This is a genomic window from Streptosporangium sp. NPDC049248 (genome assembly GCF_040678965.1).
In the GTDB taxonomy this organism is placed as follows: Bacteria; Actinomycetota; Actinomycetes; order Streptosporangiales; family Streptosporangiaceae; genus Streptosporangium; species Streptosporangium fukuiense.
Window position 1 is genome coordinate 36,836 of sequence record NZ_JBFAQY010000010.1, and the last position, 15,550, is coordinate 52,385.

General features: G+C 69.6%; 15 protein-coding genes. 8 read left to right on the forward strand and 7 right to left on the reverse strand.

Annotation, left to right across the window (positions count from 1 at the left end):
- Positions 1 to 296: 296 nt before the first annotated feature.
- On the forward strand, positions 297 to 707 hold the full coding sequence (locus AB0K21_RS19785; RefSeq protein ID WP_364151716.1) for an ATP-binding protein: 411 nt from the start codon (positions 297 to 299) through the stop codon (positions 705 to 707).
- Between the two features lie 378 nt (positions 708 to 1,085).
- Here AB0K21_RS19785 and AB0K21_RS19790 read toward each other — a convergent pair whose 3' ends face one another.
- Entirely contained in the window at positions 1,086 to 1,529 is a 444-nt protein-coding gene (locus AB0K21_RS19790; RefSeq protein WP_364151719.1) for a helix-turn-helix domain-containing protein, read from the reverse strand.
- Positions 1,530 to 1,660: 131 nt separating this feature from the next.
- On the opposite strand from AB0K21_RS19790, the gene AB0K21_RS19795 reads away from it, so the two are divergent.
- The 3 genes from AB0K21_RS19795 to AB0K21_RS19805 all read left to right on the forward strand — a co-directional run bounded on the left by AB0K21_RS19795 (position 1,661) and on the right by AB0K21_RS19805 (position 4,066).
- Complete coding sequence (locus AB0K21_RS19795; RefSeq protein WP_364151722.1) at positions 1,661 to 2,533, forward strand: aldo/keto reductase family oxidoreductase; 873 nt, start codon at positions 1,661 to 1,663, stop codon at positions 2,531 to 2,533.
- 140 nt (positions 2,534 to 2,673) lie between these two features.
- Positions 2,674 to 3,510, forward strand: a complete 837-nt coding sequence (locus AB0K21_RS19800; RefSeq protein ID WP_364151725.1) for an alpha/beta hydrolase — start codon at positions 2,674 to 2,676, stop codon at positions 3,508 to 3,510.
- On the forward strand, positions 3,503 to 4,066 hold the full coding sequence (locus AB0K21_RS19805) for a TetR-like C-terminal domain-containing protein (protein ID WP_364151728.1): 564 nt from the start codon (positions 3,503 to 3,505) through the stop codon (positions 4,064 to 4,066). The genes AB0K21_RS19800 and AB0K21_RS19805 overlap by 8 nt, the downstream gene beginning before the upstream one ends.
- Before the next feature lie 22 nt (positions 4,067 to 4,088).
- Here AB0K21_RS19805 and AB0K21_RS19810 read toward each other — a convergent pair whose 3' ends face one another.
- Positions 4,089 to 4,451: a hypothetical protein gene (locus tag AB0K21_RS19810; protein ID WP_364151731.1), complete on the reverse strand. Its 363-nt coding sequence runs from the start codon at positions 4,449 to 4,451 to the stop codon at positions 4,089 to 4,091.
- Between the two features lie 101 nt (positions 4,452 to 4,552).
- On the opposite strand from AB0K21_RS19810, the gene sigJ reads away from it, so the two are divergent.
- The gene (gene sigJ / locus AB0K21_RS19815) at positions 4,553 to 5,473 is read left to right on the forward strand and encodes an RNA polymerase sigma factor SigJ (protein ID WP_364151734.1); all 921 of its coding nucleotides are present in this window, start codon (positions 4,553 to 4,555) and stop codon (positions 5,471 to 5,473) included.
- Here the strand turns inward: sigJ and AB0K21_RS19820 are convergent, their stop codons facing one another.
- The gene (locus AB0K21_RS19820; RefSeq protein WP_364151736.1) at positions 5,474 to 6,094 is read right to left on the reverse strand and encodes a hypothetical protein; all 621 of its coding nucleotides are present in this window, start codon (positions 6,092 to 6,094) and stop codon (positions 5,474 to 5,476) included.
- Positions 6,095 to 6,096: 2 nt separating this feature from the next.
- Positions 6,097 to 6,660 carry an RNA polymerase sigma factor gene (locus AB0K21_RS19825; RefSeq protein WP_364151739.1) on the reverse strand — a complete coding sequence of 188 codons (564 nt, stop codon included), beginning with the start codon at positions 6,658 to 6,660 and terminating at the stop codon, positions 6,097 to 6,099.
- Between the two features lie 691 nt (positions 6,661 to 7,351).
- Here AB0K21_RS19825 and AB0K21_RS19830 point away from each other — a divergent pair.
- Together AB0K21_RS19830 and AB0K21_RS19835 are read left to right on the forward strand one after the other, a co-directional pair.
- On the forward strand, positions 7,352 to 8,818 hold the full coding sequence (locus tag AB0K21_RS19830) for a SulP family inorganic anion transporter (protein WP_343965539.1): 1,467 nt from the start codon (positions 7,352 to 7,354) through the stop codon (positions 8,816 to 8,818).
- 339 nt (positions 8,819 to 9,157) lie between these two features.
- Positions 9,158 to 9,697, forward strand: a complete 540-nt coding sequence (locus AB0K21_RS19835) for a hypothetical protein (protein ID WP_343965489.1) — start codon at positions 9,158 to 9,160, stop codon at positions 9,695 to 9,697.
- A 184-nt stretch (positions 9,698 to 9,881) separates the two neighbouring features.
- On the opposite strand, the gene AB0K21_RS19840 is transcribed toward AB0K21_RS19835, so the two are convergent.
- Both AB0K21_RS19840 and AB0K21_RS19845 read right to left on the reverse strand, forming a co-directional pair.
- Positions 9,882 to 11,591: a S8 family serine peptidase gene (locus AB0K21_RS19840; protein ID WP_343965486.1), complete on the reverse strand. Its 1,710-nt coding sequence runs from the start codon at positions 11,589 to 11,591 to the stop codon at positions 9,882 to 9,884.
- Between the two features lie 729 nt (positions 11,592 to 12,320).
- Positions 12,321 to 12,923 carry an ATP-binding protein gene (locus AB0K21_RS19845; protein ID WP_364151743.1) on the reverse strand — a complete coding sequence of 201 codons (603 nt, stop codon included), beginning with the start codon at positions 12,921 to 12,923 and terminating at the stop codon, positions 12,321 to 12,323.
- Between the two features lie 325 nt (positions 12,924 to 13,248).
- Here AB0K21_RS19845 and AB0K21_RS19850 point away from each other — a divergent pair, with 325 nt between their 5' ends.
- Complete coding sequence (locus AB0K21_RS19850; RefSeq protein WP_343965482.1) at positions 13,249 to 14,859, forward strand: hypothetical protein; 1,611 nt, start codon at positions 13,249 to 13,251, stop codon at positions 14,857 to 14,859.
- 21 nt (positions 14,860 to 14,880) lie between these two features.
- On the opposite strand, the gene AB0K21_RS19855 is transcribed toward AB0K21_RS19850, so the two are convergent.
- Complete coding sequence (locus AB0K21_RS19855) at positions 14,881 to 15,456, reverse strand: GNAT family N-acetyltransferase (protein ID WP_343965480.1); 576 nt, start codon at positions 15,454 to 15,456, stop codon at positions 14,881 to 14,883.
- Positions 15,457 to 15,550: the final 94 nt, after the last annotated feature.

The window sequence follows — 15,550 nt, forward strand, 5'->3', positions numbered from 1 at the left end:
GGCGGGGAGATGAGGGTGCGTGAACCTCAAGAGCGGGCTGGGTGGCTCGTGGAGCTGGCCTGGGAGTTGAGTGAGCTGGGGGTCGACTCCGTGGTCCGGTTCCCGACCGGCCGGCCGCCGAGCATGGAGATCCTTCTGGCTCCGGGACAACGCGGGTCCACGGCCGGGCGGCAGCGTGGCCGCGCTCCGGTCTTCACCTGTAGCCGGAGTCAGAACTGGAAGCGGAGCGGGAGTCGGGGCGTTCGGAGCAGGGCGCAGGCTCGGGAGCGGCTCGGGCGGATCGCACGGGTGGCACGATGAGCACGCTCGGGCTGCTCGGGCAGGTCGAACTCCCCGTGCAGGTCGCCTCCGTCCCGCAGGCTCGTAGCTACGTCCGTGACCTGCTCGACGGTGTGGGTCACCCGTGCGCCGACGACGCGCTGCTCCTGCTCAGCGAGCTGGTCACCAACTCGGTGCGTCACTCCGACTCCGGCCGTACCCCCGACGGCCGGATCACCATAGCCGTCGCGCACCATAATGGAACGCTCCATATCGACGTCATCGACGCCGGATCCAGCGCCGGACAGCGACCCCGGGTCTGCCCGGACGCCGATCCCGACAGCGGCGGCGGACGCGGCCTCTGGCTCGTTCAGCAACTGTCCTCGGACTGGGGCTGGTACGAGACCTCGGCCGGACGGGTCGTCTGGTTCCAACTGGCCGGACGGTGACCACATGGTCCGCTGGGACTGCCCGCCCCGCTGCCTGAGCCCTCACCCGCTTCCCCCGCGATCCCACTGCGAGGCCCTGACCTGGGGTCCGTCACGAGGGGACGAGAAGGTACGAGTTCTCAGACGGACCTGTGACTGCGGCCCGACCTCTTATGAGCTGTGCCAGGTGGACGGGTTGGGGTTCATCCGCCGTACCGAGCGCGCACCGGAAAAAACGTCCGTCGGCGAGAGTGGCCGGTGGCAGGCCGCCGAGGCGGACGCGATGTGGATCGCGTTGCTGCACGGACTCGTGCGATAGCGACGGGAGGTGGTCTGCGCACCACCTCACCCGCGACTCCCGGACTTCGAATCGACGATACGACGTCTCCGCTCCTTGCTTCAGGTGGTGCGGGTGTCGTACGTCGCGCGGTTGGCGAGCACATCGTCCATGTGCGTCTCGGCCCAGCCCTTGAGGCCGCGCATCATCTGGTGCAGCGAGAGACCGAGGTCGGTCAGCTCGTAGGAGACCGTGACGGGCACGGTCGGCGTCGCGGTGCGGGTGATCAGGCCGTCACGTTCCAAGGAGCGCAGCGTCTGAGTGAGCATCTTCTGACTGACGCCGGCCAGCAGGCGGGCCAGCTCCGAGTAGCGCATCGACCGGGGCTCACCGGCGCAGTCGGCGCCGAACCGATGCGAGCCGTCGCTGCCCAGCGCGGCCAGGACCAGAGTGACCCATTTGTCGGAGATCCGGTCGAGCAGCTTGCGGCTGGGACACGCCGCCAGGAAAGCGTCGTATTCCGCCTTGGCCTGTGCCCTCTTCTGGGCCGCCGTCGTCGTCGCCATCGACCGCTCCTCTAACCCGCGGGTACCTTACGCACTCCGAAGTGCCTACTTCCTGTCAGGAAGTTACCTCCCCAGACTGATGCAACGAGCCGTTATGCACCACCACCCAGCTCAACACGAAAGACAGAGGCATGAGCACGCTCTCCACTTCGCTTCCCGGCGGCACCTGGACCCTGGGCGACCTGACCGTCACCCGGTTCGGCTACGGCGCCATGCAGCTCGCCGGCCCCGGGGTCATGGGCCCGCCCGCCGACCACGACAGCGCACTCGCGGTCCTCCGCGAGGTCGTCGACCTCGGAATCACCCATATCGACACCGCCGACGCCTACGGACCGCGCGTCACCAACCGGCTGATCCGTGAAGCGCTGCACCCCTACCCCGAATCGCTGCACATCGTGACCAAGGTCGGCGCGACCCGCGACGAACACGGCGGCTGGCCCCCGGCCCGACGGCCCGAAGACCTGCGCCGCGCCGTCCACGAGAACCTTGAAATCCTCGGCCTTGAGGTGCTCGACCTGGTCAATCTCCGGCTCGGCGACGCCCAGGGACCCCAACCCGGCTCGCTCGCCGAGCCCTTCGAGACGCTCGTCGAACTCCAGCGGCAAGGCCTGATCCGCCATCTCGGAGTCAGCAACGCGACGGCGGAACAGGTCGCCGAGGCTCGGGCGATCGCGCCGATCGTGTGCGTGCAGAACATGTACAACCTCGCCTACCGCCAAGACGACGAGCTGGTCGACGAGCTCGCCGAAGAGGGCATCGCCTACGTGCCCTTCTTCCCGCTCGGCGGTTTCAGCCCGCTGCAGTCCTCGGCGCTGTCGGCCGTGGCCGCCCGGTTGGACGCGACGCCGATGTCCGTCGCCCTGGCCTGGTTGCTGCGCCGGTCGCCGAACATCCTGCTGATTCCCGGCACCTCGTCGGTGGCGCACCTGCGCGAGAACGTCGCCGGCGCCGGCCTCTCGCTCTCCGACGAGGAGCTCGCCGAGCTGGACAAGATCGGCCGCTAGTCAGGCGTACGGCCTCGTCCTCGTGGTCCACACCGGCGTCGCTTCGAGCGTCGGTGGCCGTGCCGGGATCTCGCCGTTGACAGGTTTGGCTAATTGTATTAGCTTTTAGCTAACAGAGTTAGCCAAACCTGGGGGATGTCGTGACCGACTACCTTGCCGTCGACGGCGGCACGATCGCTTACGAGGTGGCGGGGTCCGGCCCGCTCGTCATCCTCGCCCACGGCATGGGCGACAGCCGCGCCGCGTACCGTGCGGTGATCCCGCCGCTGGTGGCGGCGGGTTATCGGGTCACCGCGGTCGACCTGCGCGGCTGCGGTGAGTCCAGCGTCGACTGGCCGTCCTGGAGCCGCGCCGACGTCGCCGGCGACCTGCTCGCCGTGATCCGCCACCTGGGCGGCCCGGCCGTGCTCGTCGGCCACTCATTCTCCGGCGGCGCCGCCACCATCGCCGCGGCGCGGGAGCCCTCGCTGGTCACCGCGGTCGTCGAGCTGGCACCGTTCACCCGCAAGCAGTCGATCCGCCTCGGCGACCTGCGGGTGCGGCGCTTCCGGCAGGGCATGCTGCGACTGCTCGGCACGGCCGTGTTCGGCAGCGTGCCGCTCTGGCGCTCGTACCTCGACGTGGCCTACCCCGGTGTGAAACCGGCCGGCTGGGCCGAGCGGCTCGGCCGCGTCGACTCCCTGATGCGCGAGCCGGGCCGGATGAAGGCCATGCAGGGCATGGGCCGCAGCGCCCCGACCGACGCCGGCGCGCGGCTCGGCGACGTCCGCTGCCCGGTCCTGGTCGTGATGGGCACGCTCGACCCCGACTGGGCCGACCCGCACGCCGAGGGTTCGGCGATCGTCGACGCCCTGCCGTCCGGCCTCGGTCGCCTTGAGATGATCGAGGGCGCCGGGCACTACCCGCACGACCAGTTCCCCGACCAGGTGGGCTCGCTCGTGCTCTCCTTCCTCCGATCGGACGCCGCTCGTGCCTAGGGTCGGCCTGGACCCGGCGGCCGTGGTCGCGGCCGGTGCCGCCCTCGCCGACGAGGTGGGCCTCGCCAACCTGACGATGGGTCTGCTGGCCGAGCGGGTGGGCGTGCGTACCCCGTCCCTGTACAAGCACGTGAACGGCCAGGAGGACCTCAACCGGCGCATCGCGGCCTTGGCGCTGAACGAGGCCGCCGACGCCGTCGGCGGCGCGATCCAGGGGTACGCGGGCCGCGACGCCCTGGCGGCCGCGGCGCGCGCCTTCCGCGCCTTCGTCCTGGAGCACCCCGGCCGGTACGCCGCGACGATCGGCATCGAACCGTCCGGCCCGGACGATCCGCTGGCCGTCGCGGGCCGGCGGCTGCTCGGCGCGTTCACGGCGGTCCTGCGCGGCTACCGGATCGCCGAGTCCGACATGGACCACGCCCTGCGCATGCTCCGCAGCCTCTGGCACGGCTTCGCCACGTTACAGGCGTCCAACGGCTTCCAGTGGAGCGCCGACATCGACGAGAGCTTCGAGTGGCTGATCGCCTTCGCCGACCGGGGCCTGCGCGCCGGTTGAGAACGCCGCCGACGATCGGACTTCAGCGTCGCGCCAGCGCCAGCACGCTCAGTCCGAACATCAGGACGCCCAGAGGGAGATGGACCAACGGTATGTGCGCGATGCCGAGCACGACCTGGACCGAGGCGAGGACAAGGAAGCCGGACGCGTGCCAGATGGGCCGGGGCGAGCCGCCGCCCGGCTTCCACGCCAGCACCGCCGCGAGCACGTACAGCACCGACGCCCCGTACATCACGCGGGCTCCGACACTGTGCAGCGTCTCTCCGTAGGGCGAGGTCAGCAGCAGTCCGGCGGAGACCGCTTGCAGGAAGATGGTCAGGGTCTGCAGGGTGATCGCGATCTGCAGAAACGAGAAGCGGCGCTGTGCCGTCGCCTGGGTCGCCATGCCACGGTCCCCTTTTCCGCCCGGGGGCAGTAGGTCGATAAGGTCTCACCGGTCCGACGACGCGGGCCTGCGAAAGGTAAGGCGAGGAGGCGGCCGGGAGCATGGGGACGGCTGGGACGAGCGCCGACGAGATGGCCGGTGAGCGACGCCAACTGATCAATGTCGCCTACCGGCTGCTCGGTTCACTGGCCGAGTCCGAGGACGCCGTACAGGAGGCCTACGCGCGCTGGTACGCGCTGCCACGAAGTCGGCAGGACGAGATCGTCTCCCCCGGCGCCTGGCTGACGACGGTGACCGGCCGCATCTGCCTGGACGTGCTCGGCTCGGCGCGGGCCCGGCGTGAACGCTATGTCGGCGCGTGGTTGCCCGATCCGCTGCCCGACCGCACCGAGTGGGACCACGGCCATGGCACCGACCCCGCCGACCAAATGATCCTGGACGAATCGGTGAACATGGCCTTCCTCGTCGTCCTGGAGTCGATGACACCCGCCGAGCGGGTGGCGTTCGTCCTGCACGACGTCTTCCGGTACCCCTTCGCCGAGATCGCCGGCATCCTCGGCCGGACCCCTGCGGCCTGCAAGCAGCTCGCGGCCTCCGCCCGGCGGCGGGTGCGCGTCGCGCGAGCTCCGGTGACGGCGGCCGGGCAGGCCGACGCGGTGCGGCATGTCAAAAAGGCATGGGAGACCAGGGACATCGCGGCCCTTGTCGACCTCCTCGCCCCGGCCGCCGTGATGACCGCCGACGGCGGCGGCATGGTCGATACCGTCCTACGTCCGATCGAAGGCGGTGCGCGTATCGCCCGGTACATGGTCGCCATCGCCGACAGGGCTCCGGGGTTCGAACTCCTGGAGCGGTCGGTCAACGGTGTGCCGGGCCTGGTGGCCCAGCGTGCCGGCGTCGTCATGACCGTGGCCTCGTTCGATGTCGCCGACGGCCGCGTCACCCGGATCTGGGCGGTCCGCAATCCGGAAAAGCTGCGCCCGTGGGTGCGGGACGGCGGACTTGTCCGGCCGGTCGCGTGACTAGCCGGCGTCCTCGATGGGTGTGCACGGCCTCACGGATGTGCCCGCCTGGGCCAGCCAGGCGCCGAGTCGCCAGGGCGCCTCCGCGCCCTCGTTCTCCTCGCGGAACTCCAGCACGAGCGTCTCGCCGGGATCGATGTAATCCGGGAAGATCTGGATCTCACGTACGGAGATCGGCCGGGTGACCTTGGGCGAGCGCCACTCGTTCATGAGCGAACGCAACTCGTCCGGATCGGTGACGGGCTGCCCGTTGTAGGCCGCGTCCACGCTGCTGAACCGGCCGTCCGCGCACCGCGTGTTCGGGGCCAGAAACGCCACGTCGGCCTTGATCCCGGCCTCGCCCAGCTTGGCCTGCAGTCCCGTGGGGTCGCGCAGTTCGTTGACGGTCATCGTGATCGTGCCGTCGGGGCTCCTGGTCACCGCGTACGCGGGGGTCCCGGTTCCGACGATCAGCGGTGTGACGGCGGTCACCGCCGCGACACCGGCCGCCACCAGCAGCCGGGGAGCGGTGACGACGCGCCGCCGGGTGTGCATCCCGTTCAGTAGCCGCCGCCTCGCTCCGGCGAGATCCTCCGGGGTGGCCGGTGGAACGGTCTCCCACATGGTCTTCAGTTCGTCCATCGTCATTCTCCTTGTTCCAGGGCTTGGCGGATCTGGGTACGGGCCCGGTTGAGCCGCGAGGCGACGGTGCCCAGGGGGACGGCCAGCGCGTCGGCGACCTCCTGGTAGCTCAGTTCGGCCCAGGCGACGAGCAGCAGCACGTCGCGATCGGCCCGTTTGAGCCCCAGCAGGGCCCGCGCCAGCGGCCGGTTGACGGCCAGGGTGTTGACCCCGTCCTCGACCTGCGAGCCCGGTATCTCCGCCGGATGCACGCCGCTGCGGATGTACGCCTGGTAGAGGCTCCTCTCGGTGCGCCGCCGTTTGCCGATCACGTTGGAGGCGATGCCGTACAGCCACGGGCGGGCGTCGGGGCGGCCCCGGTCATAATCGCCCCGGCGTTGGAAGGCGGCCAGAAAGGTGTCGGCCACGACGTCCTCCGCCTCGCCGGGTCCCAGTCGCCTGGTCACGTAGCGGTGCAGCAGCGGCGCATGCCGGTCGAACAGGACGGCGAAGCTCTCCGGCTCGTTCAGCGACCTCTCGATGAGGGTCGCGTCATCGCTCTCGACGACTTCGCGGGTGATTATCATGCATATTGGCCTTTCCTGGCGTATGCGGTCACCTGTACTTACCGCGCCAGGCCGAAAAGCTTCATGCGCCATTCGACAGTCCGGCTGGTGACCCCGCACGACCACGTCCTACGCCCGGTCCGCGCACGCTCGTCGACGGCATGCCGGACCCGGCTGGACCTCCCCGAACCGCCGCTGGAGGTGTTCGGCGGACGCGATGTGGGTCGCGCTGCCGTACGGACTCGTGCGACAGCGACGGGGGTGGCCTGCACGCCATCTCACCTGCGGATGCCCGGCCGGTTCTCCGCCCGGCCCCACCGGGTAGAGTCAGCGTGCGTGGAGAACGGCCCCGTGGCGCCGTCTGCTCACCGATGCGGGTGTGAACCCGGCCGTGCCCGCGGACGGTCACATTCCAGATGACGTCCCAGGCGAAGACCACCGATACCCAGTGGGAGAGAGCGTGCGCACAGCCATGATGCCAGGCCGCGCCGCCTGCCCGCCGTGACACCTCGCCCGTGATCCTTCGCCCAGGCTGAGTCGGCCCTCGGCTCCGTGACGACTTCCGCCCGCCGCTGTCGTGGGCGATCCGCAGGTGGCCGCCCCGGTCTCCCGCGCGTTTTTCCCCCGCGCGTTCCCGTATCGACGGGGACGCGCCCGAGCACGACAGGTTCATCTCCCCTTGCAGACTTCCCCGCTGTCCCCGGTCGCGCGACTGCGCGGTTTCCGGCCATCCTGGCTGTCTCCGAAGGTCGCGCGCACCGAGGTGCTGGCCGGCCTGGTGGTGGCCCTGGCGCTGATCCCCGAGGCGATCTCGTTCTCCGTCATCGCCGGGGTCGACCCCTCGGTCGGGCTGTTCGCCTGCTTCACCATGGCCGTCACGATCGCCGTCGTCGGCGGTCGCCCGGCGATGATCTCCGCGGCGACCGGTGCCGTCGCCCTGGTCATCGCTCCGCTCAACCGGGAACACGGCCTGGGTCACCTGGTCGCCGCGGTCATCCTCGCCGGCGTCATCCAGGTGGTCCTGGGCTCCCTGGGAGTGGCCAAGCTGATGCGGTTCGTGCCGCGCTCGGTGATGGTCGGGTTCGTCAACGCGCTGGCCATCCTCATCTTCGCCGCGCAGATCCCGGAGATGCGGGACGTCCCCTGGGCCGTCTACCCCCTGGTCGCCGGTGGCCTGGCCCTGATGGTGTTCTTCCCGAGAATCACCAAGGCGGTTCCGGCGCCGTTGGTGTCGATCGTCATCCTGACCGTCATCACGGTGGCCGCCGGGATCGCGGTGCCGACCGTGGGCGACCGGGGCGTGCTGCCCTCCTCGCTGCCGGTCCCGGGCCTGCCCGACGTGCCGTTCACCCTGGACACCCTGAAGCTGATCGCCCCGTACGCGCTGGCGATGGCGCTGGTCGGGCTGATGGAGTCGTTGATGACCGCCAAGCTCGTCGACGACCTCACCGACACCCGCTCAAGCAAGACCCGCGAATCGATCGGGCAGGGCGTCGCCAACATCGTCACCGGCCTGTTCGGCGGCATGGGCGGCTGCGCCATGATCGGCCAGACCATGATCAATGTGAAGAACGGGGCCCGCACTCGGCTGTCGACGTTCCTGGCCGGGGTTTTCCTGATGGTGCTGTGCATCGCCTTCGGGCCGCTCGTCTCCCGGATCCCGATGGCCGCACTGGTCGCGGTGATGGTCCTGGTCGCCTTCGGCACCTTCGACTGGCGCTCCATCGCCCCCGCCACCCTCAGGCGGATGCCCGCCGGTGAGATCACCGTCATGGTCGTCACCGTCGCGGCCGTGATCGCCACCCACAACCTGGCCATCGGCGTGGTCCTCGGCTCCCTCACCGCTATGGTCATCTTCGCCAGGCGCGTCGCCCACCTGGTCAATGTCACCGCCGTCACCGACCCAGCGGGCCACCAGGTCGTCTACTCCGTCACCGGGGAGTTGTTCTTCGCCTCCACCAACGACTTGATCCATCAGTTCGACTACTCGGGCGACCCCGACAGGGTGGTCATCGACCTGACCGGCGCGCACATCTGGGACGCCTCCTCCGTCGCGGCCCTGGACGCCGTCACCACCAAGTACGAGACCCGCGGCAAGACGGTCGAGATCATCGGCCTCAACCCGCACAGCGCCAGGATGCACGACACCCTCAGCGGAGAACTCACCGGCGGCCACTGAACCGGCGTCGAACCAAGCCCTGTCGCGAGAACCGCCCGGCTCGCGGAACCTCGAAGCCGGACCTTGCATACAGCGGCGCCCCGACTCCACCGTTTCCCGGCTCGTCATAAGTGACCGGGTGTGGGGGTGACGGGGCGGGCGTTCGGAAGCGCCGCCGAGTTCATGGCCGTCCCTCCCCGATGCCTTCCTTCGCTGACCGGATCCGGGCAGCCAAGGAAGGACAAGGTTCCCAATATTCCAGACCTTCCCGCTCCGGGATCTTGTTCGCTGAAACGTGCCTTGCGAGGGTCGTTTCGTGGCGAGATCCGCCACTGGTACGACCGTGGAAAGGGAAGGTCCATGAAGGCGACGCTCATCAGGCGGGTAACCGCCGTGGCCGCACTCGTCGCGGTGGGACTGCTGTCGACGGGGACCACCACCAACGCCGCGGTACTGGACGACGCTCCACTCCGCACCGACGTCATCCAGGTCGCAGCGGGCACTGACGGCACGCCGACTGTTACGCCGCAGGCATCGAACGAGAGCACAGAGGCCGAAGCGGCCGGCGCCTTGGTGACCGTGAGTCCCAGCGCCGAGTACACGGAGGACCCGCTCGGCATCGGGCGCGTCGCCTGGACACAGCGCTGCCCGGCGTCCAGATTCTGCACCACTCAGGTGGGGAGCGGTAATCAGAACATTGGATTCCAGTTCTACAGGTGCACCGAGTACGCCCTGACCAATTGGGGCGTCAATGGCGACCGCAACAGTTTGGTGTACAACAATCAGAACGTCACCGTGAAGTACCTTAACCAGCGACACGCTGAGATTCAGTCGACCCCTCCGGGCTATTTCGAAATAATAGATTTCAAGCCGGTGTGGTACATCAGTCTCTGCAACTGACCTCGATCTTCTCGTCCTCGGTAGGGACGGCCGTCTCGGGGTTATGGCAGATCACGAACCGTTCGTGCTCGCCGACCTTGACCTCGAGGTCCGGTCTCCGCGAAGCGCGAGACCCCGCCCTGTACGGAGAGCGGGGTCTCGTGGCGAGTCCGGCCGATCGGAGGGAGCCGGGGGCGCCGTCAGGTCAGCGGACGGCCCTGAGGGCGTCCACGACGCCGTAGCCGTAGAAGCCGTTGCGGAGCTTGTTTCCCTCGCACAGGTGGGTCGTGACGACCGTGTTGCCGTTCGACAGGTGTCGCGTGTAGGTGTACGCGGGCGGGGTGGGGCAGCCCGGCCTGGTGGCCGACGCCTTGAGGATCGTCTCCACGACGGTGGGGTTGAGCGTCTTGCCACCGTGCACCCGGTCGCGCACACCGTACTTGCCTACGATCAGCGCGGCCACGCCCGCGGCGCGCGGGGCCGCCATCGAGGTGCCCTGAAGGTACTCGTAGTAGGCGCAGACGCCGCCCTGGCAGTCGCGGACCAGGTACTTGACGTTGGGCGTGCCGTCGGGGTTGAGCTCGCCCCGCGCCTCGGCGAGCGCCTGGGGGTAGGCCGCCAGCGTCGCCTTGGTGATGTCACTCCTGTTGTCGGGGGTGTCGAAGCTGTCGCCACCGGGGGCGGCCAGGTCGATGAAGCCGTCGCCGTAGTTGGAGCCGTACGCCTTGCGGCCGCTGACGCCGGTCCCGGAGACCGTGATCACGTGGTTGCCCTGGGCAGGCATGATGGAGCAGTTCGACGAGATCGTGCGCGGGTGGGGCCGCTCGCCGGGCACCCGGACGTAGTTGGGGCTGGAGGTGTCGACGTAGTCCTTGGTGATGTCGGCGCCCTCGTTTCCGGCGCCGGCCACCAGGGTCACCCCCCTCGCGTGGGCGTAGTCGAGCGCCCGCTGCATGGCCTTCTTGACCGTGGCCTGCTCCAGGCGCTCGGCCGGGGAGTCGGCCGGGTTGTCGGCGCAGTTGGACAGCCACGGGTCGATGTAGAAGCTCATGTTGGCCACGTCGATGCCGACGTCACCCGCGTAGGTCAGCGCGTCGACGGCCGGCTGCAAGAAGAAGTAGCCGATGTCCGAGCCGACCCTCAGGTTGACGATCGAGACCTTGGGCGCCACGCCCGCGATGCCGAGCCCGTTGATCGGGGAGGCCAGCGCCGAGGCCACGTGGGTGCCGTGGCCGTCCTCGTCGACGTCCGCGGGGTCCTCGCAGGAACCGTCGGGGTCCTCCTCGCACGGCCCGTCGACCTCGTTGCCGTCGGCGTCGTAGGGGATGTCCACGGTGAAGTTGCGGCTCAGCTCGTGGTTGAAGTTCGGCGCGATGTCGGGGTGGGACCCGTCGACGCCGGTGTCGAGGATGGCGACCAGCACGCCGGGGTCGCCCTGCTCGCGACTGTGGGAGCCGTCGACGGTGGCGTGGATCTGCTTCATGTCCCACTGCAGCTCCGACAGCGGCTCGGCGGCGGGGGCCGCCTTGCCCGGCTTGACGGCCTTGGTGCCGCCGGGCGCGTCGCGCCCCTCCTTCTCCGCCGCCCTGGCCTCGACGGCCCCGCGCGCCGCGCCGGTCGCGGGGACGGCTTTGGGGACGCTGCCGACGGACCGGTTGCGGGCGACGCCCTCGATCGGGTCGCTGCCCTGGAGCGCGGCCGTGAAGCCGGGGTTGGTCGAGGTGACGGTGGCGACGCCGACGGCGCCGTTCTCCTTGAGAAGGCTTCCCCCCGCGGCCTGGATGGCCCGCCGGGCGTCGACGGCGCTCACGCCCTGCCGGTAGAGGACCACGTACTCGGTGTTCGGGCCGGTTTCAGCACTTGGCTGCCGTGCCTGCGCCGGAGTCGTCACTGTGGCCGCGGCCAGAGCGGCCACAGTAGCGATAAAGACGACGCGTTTCACTCATACCTCCGCTTGTCAAAAATTCCTTCGCCAATATGGCGACATGGCCGGAAATAATCCAACAGAAAAGGAAATCGCTACCGAAGCGTGACAAGATCCAGAGCAAGCGTTCTCTGGGACGTGCGGCCCGGTGTCTCGCGGGGATCCGTCCGGCCTCCCCCTGGGCCGGCACAACGGTGTGCCGGCCCCGTCGCCGAACACGGCGTGTCGGCCGCTCCGGGATCACCCACGCGTCACGCGGAGGCAGGGGTACGCGTACGGCCGCGGCGCCAGGAGGGCGGCAGGATCCAGCAGCCGAAGCGGCCGGTGCCCTGGTGACCGTGAGCCCCAGCACCGAGTACACGGAGGACCCGCTCGGCATCGGGCGCGTCGCCTGGACACAGCGCTGCCCGGCCTCCAGGTTCTGCACCACTCAGGTGGGGGGCGGTAAGCGGCCGGTCGTCGTGCTCCCCGCAGTCTCGACGCCGGATCGTCGACGGTCGAATCCGGCGGTGTCGCGAAAGCCGTTCGGCTCTCTTTCGCAGGCATGGGCCGGCACCCGTCACGGCCCTTGCCTGTCGACACCGGCTCGGTTGATTCACCGCCTACCGAGCAGACCTTGGTAAGACGAGCCGGCAGAACAGGCTGGGAGCAACGGCGTCCAGCCGGCTGCCGGGGAAGCAGGACGAGCCGCGAAGTCCCGGCTCGTCGCGGAGCGGGGGATCACGTACGTGCCGTACGGATCCGGGAGTACGCGGACGGCTGCCGGGGCACCACGTCCAGGCCGTGCCGAGCGAACGGCAGAGCCCAGCGGCCGAAGACGACCTTCCCGCTGGCCGGTGACCGGTAGTGGCCCCACTCGTCGGTGCAGACGCCGACGAGCTGCAGGCCCCGGCCGCTCTCGTCGTCCTCCCCCGCCTCGGTGATCTGGGGCTCGCCGTCGCTGCTGTCCCAGACCTCCGCGAACAGGCCCACGGTGGTGAGGCGCAGCCGCAGCACGATCGGGTACGGGCCGGCGGCCTGCGAGCAGGCGCAGGGGGCCGAGGGGTGCGGGCAGGCGTAGCCGTCGGGGGTGTGCGGGACGGCGGTGGCCTTGATGGCGTTGGTGGTCATCTCCGAGACGACCAGCACGCAGACATCGGAAAGCTCCCGCAGACCCCACCTGCGCAGCTGCGTACGGGTGAAGTCGCGGGCCTGGGACGCGGCGGCCGGTTGCGCCGCCAGCCGCAGCTCGGCCGCGTCCAGGGACAGCTCGTCGGGGGCGCCCAGATCAGGGTGAAACGGTGAGTGCATCGGTCCCGGCCGTTCGACGGGGAGCACGGTCATGTGATGGCTCCAGGGAGGTTCAACGGAGATTCGGTCACACGTCCCCGGCGCAGATAGGGACGCCCCGCCCGAGCCATGAGATCACGCGAATCCGACGGCTCCGGCGTTGTCTCCACCCTCCTGTGCGGAGCGTGCCGGAAACAGGCGACGAGACCATGTCTGTTCGTCGCTGTCGGATGTCGATTCGCCCCGCACGACGGTGCCGCGGCAGGGATCGGCGATCTGGTCGCTGATTTCTGCACTCTGCCGTCACCGAACGTGATCGGCCAGTAACGTTCGGCCCGAAGAATCACCACCGGAGGAACCGCCGGGAGAGGCCGAGCCGATGCCACGTGCACCGCGCAGCGTCAAGCAGCAGATGGACATCTTCAGCGCTGAACTCCGCGAGCGTGGTTGCACGTGGGCGGAGGTCGCAGCGGAGTTCCAGCGACGTTGGCACCTGAACTCCCGTCAGGGCTTCCGGGAGGCGCATCGACTCACACAAGCCAAGGTCTGCCATCTATGGAACGAGTACTGGCCGAACGAGCCACTGACGACCCGCAAGCTCGGGTCGTGGGAGGCTTGGCCCGGCCCCACCGGCAACGAGCCGCCGATCGCCGGTCTGAACCGGCTGGCCCGTATCTATCAGTGCCGCACCGCCGATCTGGTCGACGGTGAAGACCACCGCGATGCCGACGAGCACAACGCCCCGGCCGTCCGGCTCCGAGGACGGGAACTGGTGGCCGCGGGAGCCGCGGGCAGCCTCTGCCGCGAGGACATCCAGGGGGTGCTGGCGACCCTGCCGGCCCTGCCCGCCGGGCCCGCGCCGGTCGGGGCCACCCGTGAGGAGGAGTACGACGCCCTCGTACGGGCTCTCGCCCAGTGGGCGGCGTCCATGAACCGGCGTGACGTACTGGCCCTGGTCAGGGCCGCGGCGGCCGCGGCGGCGGCCTCTCCGCTGCTGGACCGGCTGAACGACGACGAGCTCGACCGGCTCGCGCTGATCGCCGCCGAGCCGTCCCGGGTGGACCAGGCGACGGTCGACCACATCGACGCGGTGCTGCACCACTGCATGCGGCAGGAGGACAGTCTCGGCCCCCAGTCGGTGCTGGGGACCGTGCTGGCCCAGCAGCACCTGGTGCGGTCGCTGATCCCGGCCGCGTCGACGGACGAGGTGCGCGAGAGGTTGCTGTACCTGCTGGCCAACATCTGCAGGTTCACCGCCTGGGTGCTGTTCAACCTCAACGACTTCAACGGGGCGAACTACTACTACGAGCAGGCCAAGTCGGCCGCGCACCGGGCCGACAACGACGCGATGAACAGCTTCGTCCTGGCCAACTGGTCGCAGCTGGCGACCTGGCAGGGTGATCCCCGCCAGGGTGTCGAGCACGCGCTGGGGGCGCTGGCCTGGGGGCAGCGGGCCGGTAGCAAGCTGCTGGTGTCGTACGCCTGCGACGTCGGCGCCCGCGCCTACTCGGCGGTGTTGCGCCGCTCGGCCAAGACCGATCGCCACAAGGACCACGCCCGGTGCATGAGGAGCCTGGACCGGGCCCTCCGCGAGCTCGGCCACGCGGGTACCGAGGACGTGGGCGGTAAGCTGCTCTACTTCTACGGCGACGGGCAGTATCTGTCGACCAAGACCAAGTGTCTGCTGGACATGGGCGACGCCCAGGCCGCCGTCGAGATGGCCGCCCGCTCCCTGGCCCGGATCGACCCGACGTTCGTCCGCAACCTGGCGTTCAGCCGCCTGGATCTGGCGCGCGGGCATCTACGGCTGCGTGCCATCGACGAGGCATGCGAGCATATCGGCGAGGCCGCCCGCCTCACCTGCCGGAACACCTCGCCGCGGCTGGCCCGCTCGGTGGTGGAGGTCCGCGAGGCGCTGAACCCGTGGGCGAGGACCCGCCAGGTGGCCGCCCTGGACGAGAAGCTGCACGCCCTCCAGCTCATCGCCTGACGAATCGCCTGACGAGTCGATTCACCGGCGGCGTGCCGTGGGCATTTTCTCCAGCACCAGGATGTCGAAGACCGGGGCGGGGATCGGCGGGTCCACCAGCTTGTGGGACACCTTCCGCCATCCCCACCGCCGGTAGATCGCCTGGGTCCGCGCGGCCCTGGGCTGCACCGACAGTGTCGCCCGCTCGGCACCGGATCCGGCGATCAGCTCGTCATGGATCCGATGCCCGACCCCGAGGCCACGCCAGCCGGGCAGCACCCCGTAGTCGATGATGGCGAACGTCCTGGTCCCGGTCTCGGTCGCGAACTCCTCATCGACCGGTTCGGCCAGCCCGGTCCACCAGCGGGCGTCGGCGGGCAGCAGGTACCCGTACCCGAATCCGACGAACTCGGGGCCGGAGCGCGCGGTGGTCAACCGGAATCCAGGCCGGTCGGCCAGGTTGGGAAAGTAGGAGCGCTGGTTGGCGAACTCCGCGCGGTTCCCGTTGAAGGGAGGCAGTGAGAACACCGCCTGGTAGAGGTCGCAGACCGTCCTGGCCAGCGCGAGCGACTCCTGCCGGCCGTGTGTCTCTACGGTCACGTTTTCGGTGGGGGTCATACTCGCCTCCTGCGGATCCTCTTCCCATGGGGCGGTTCCTTATCCGTGGACGGGCGGGCGGGCGTTCCGGTTCCCGTGCCGGGGGCGAGGCCGT

Excerpts from the sequence above, each read along its gene's own strand:
- AB0K21_RS19785 (WP_364151716.1), top strand. The coding sequence starts at position 297 with ATGAGCACGCTCGGGCTGCTCGGGCAGGTCGAACTCCCCGTGCAGGTC.
- AB0K21_RS19790 (WP_364151719.1), bottom strand. The coding sequence starts at position 1,529 with ATGGCGACGACGACGGCGGCCCAGAAGAGGGCACAGGCCAAGGCGGAA.
- AB0K21_RS19795 (WP_364151722.1), top strand. The coding sequence starts at position 1,661 with ATGAGCACGCTCTCCACTTCGCTTCCCGGCGGCACCTGGACCCTGGGC.
- AB0K21_RS19810 (WP_364151731.1), bottom strand. The coding sequence starts at position 4,451 with ATGGCGACCCAGGCGACGGCACAGCGCCGCTTCTCGTTTCTGCAGATC.
- sigJ (WP_364151734.1), top strand. The coding sequence starts at position 4,553 with ATGGGGACGGCTGGGACGAGCGCCGACGAGATGGCCGGTGAGCGACGC.
- AB0K21_RS19820 (WP_364151736.1), bottom strand. The coding sequence starts at position 6,094 with ATGGACGAACTGAAGACCATGTGGGAGACCGTTCCACCGGCCACCCCG.
- AB0K21_RS19825 (WP_364151739.1), bottom strand. The coding sequence starts at position 6,660 with ATGATAATCACCCGCGAAGTCGTCGAGAGCGATGACGCGACCCTCATC.
- AB0K21_RS19835 (WP_343965489.1), top strand. The coding sequence starts at position 9,158 with ATGAAGGCGACGCTCATCAGGCGGGTAACCGCCGTGGCCGCACTCGTC.
- AB0K21_RS19845 (WP_364151743.1), bottom strand. The coding sequence starts at position 12,923 with ATGACCGTGCTCCCCGTCGAACGGCCGGGACCGATGCACTCACCGTTT.
- AB0K21_RS19850 (WP_343965482.1), top strand. The coding sequence starts at position 13,249 with ATGCCACGTGCACCGCGCAGCGTCAAGCAGCAGATGGACATCTTCAGC.
- AB0K21_RS19855 (WP_343965480.1), bottom strand. The coding sequence starts at position 15,456 with ATGACCCCCACCGAAAACGTGACCGTAGAGACACACGGCCGGCAGGAG.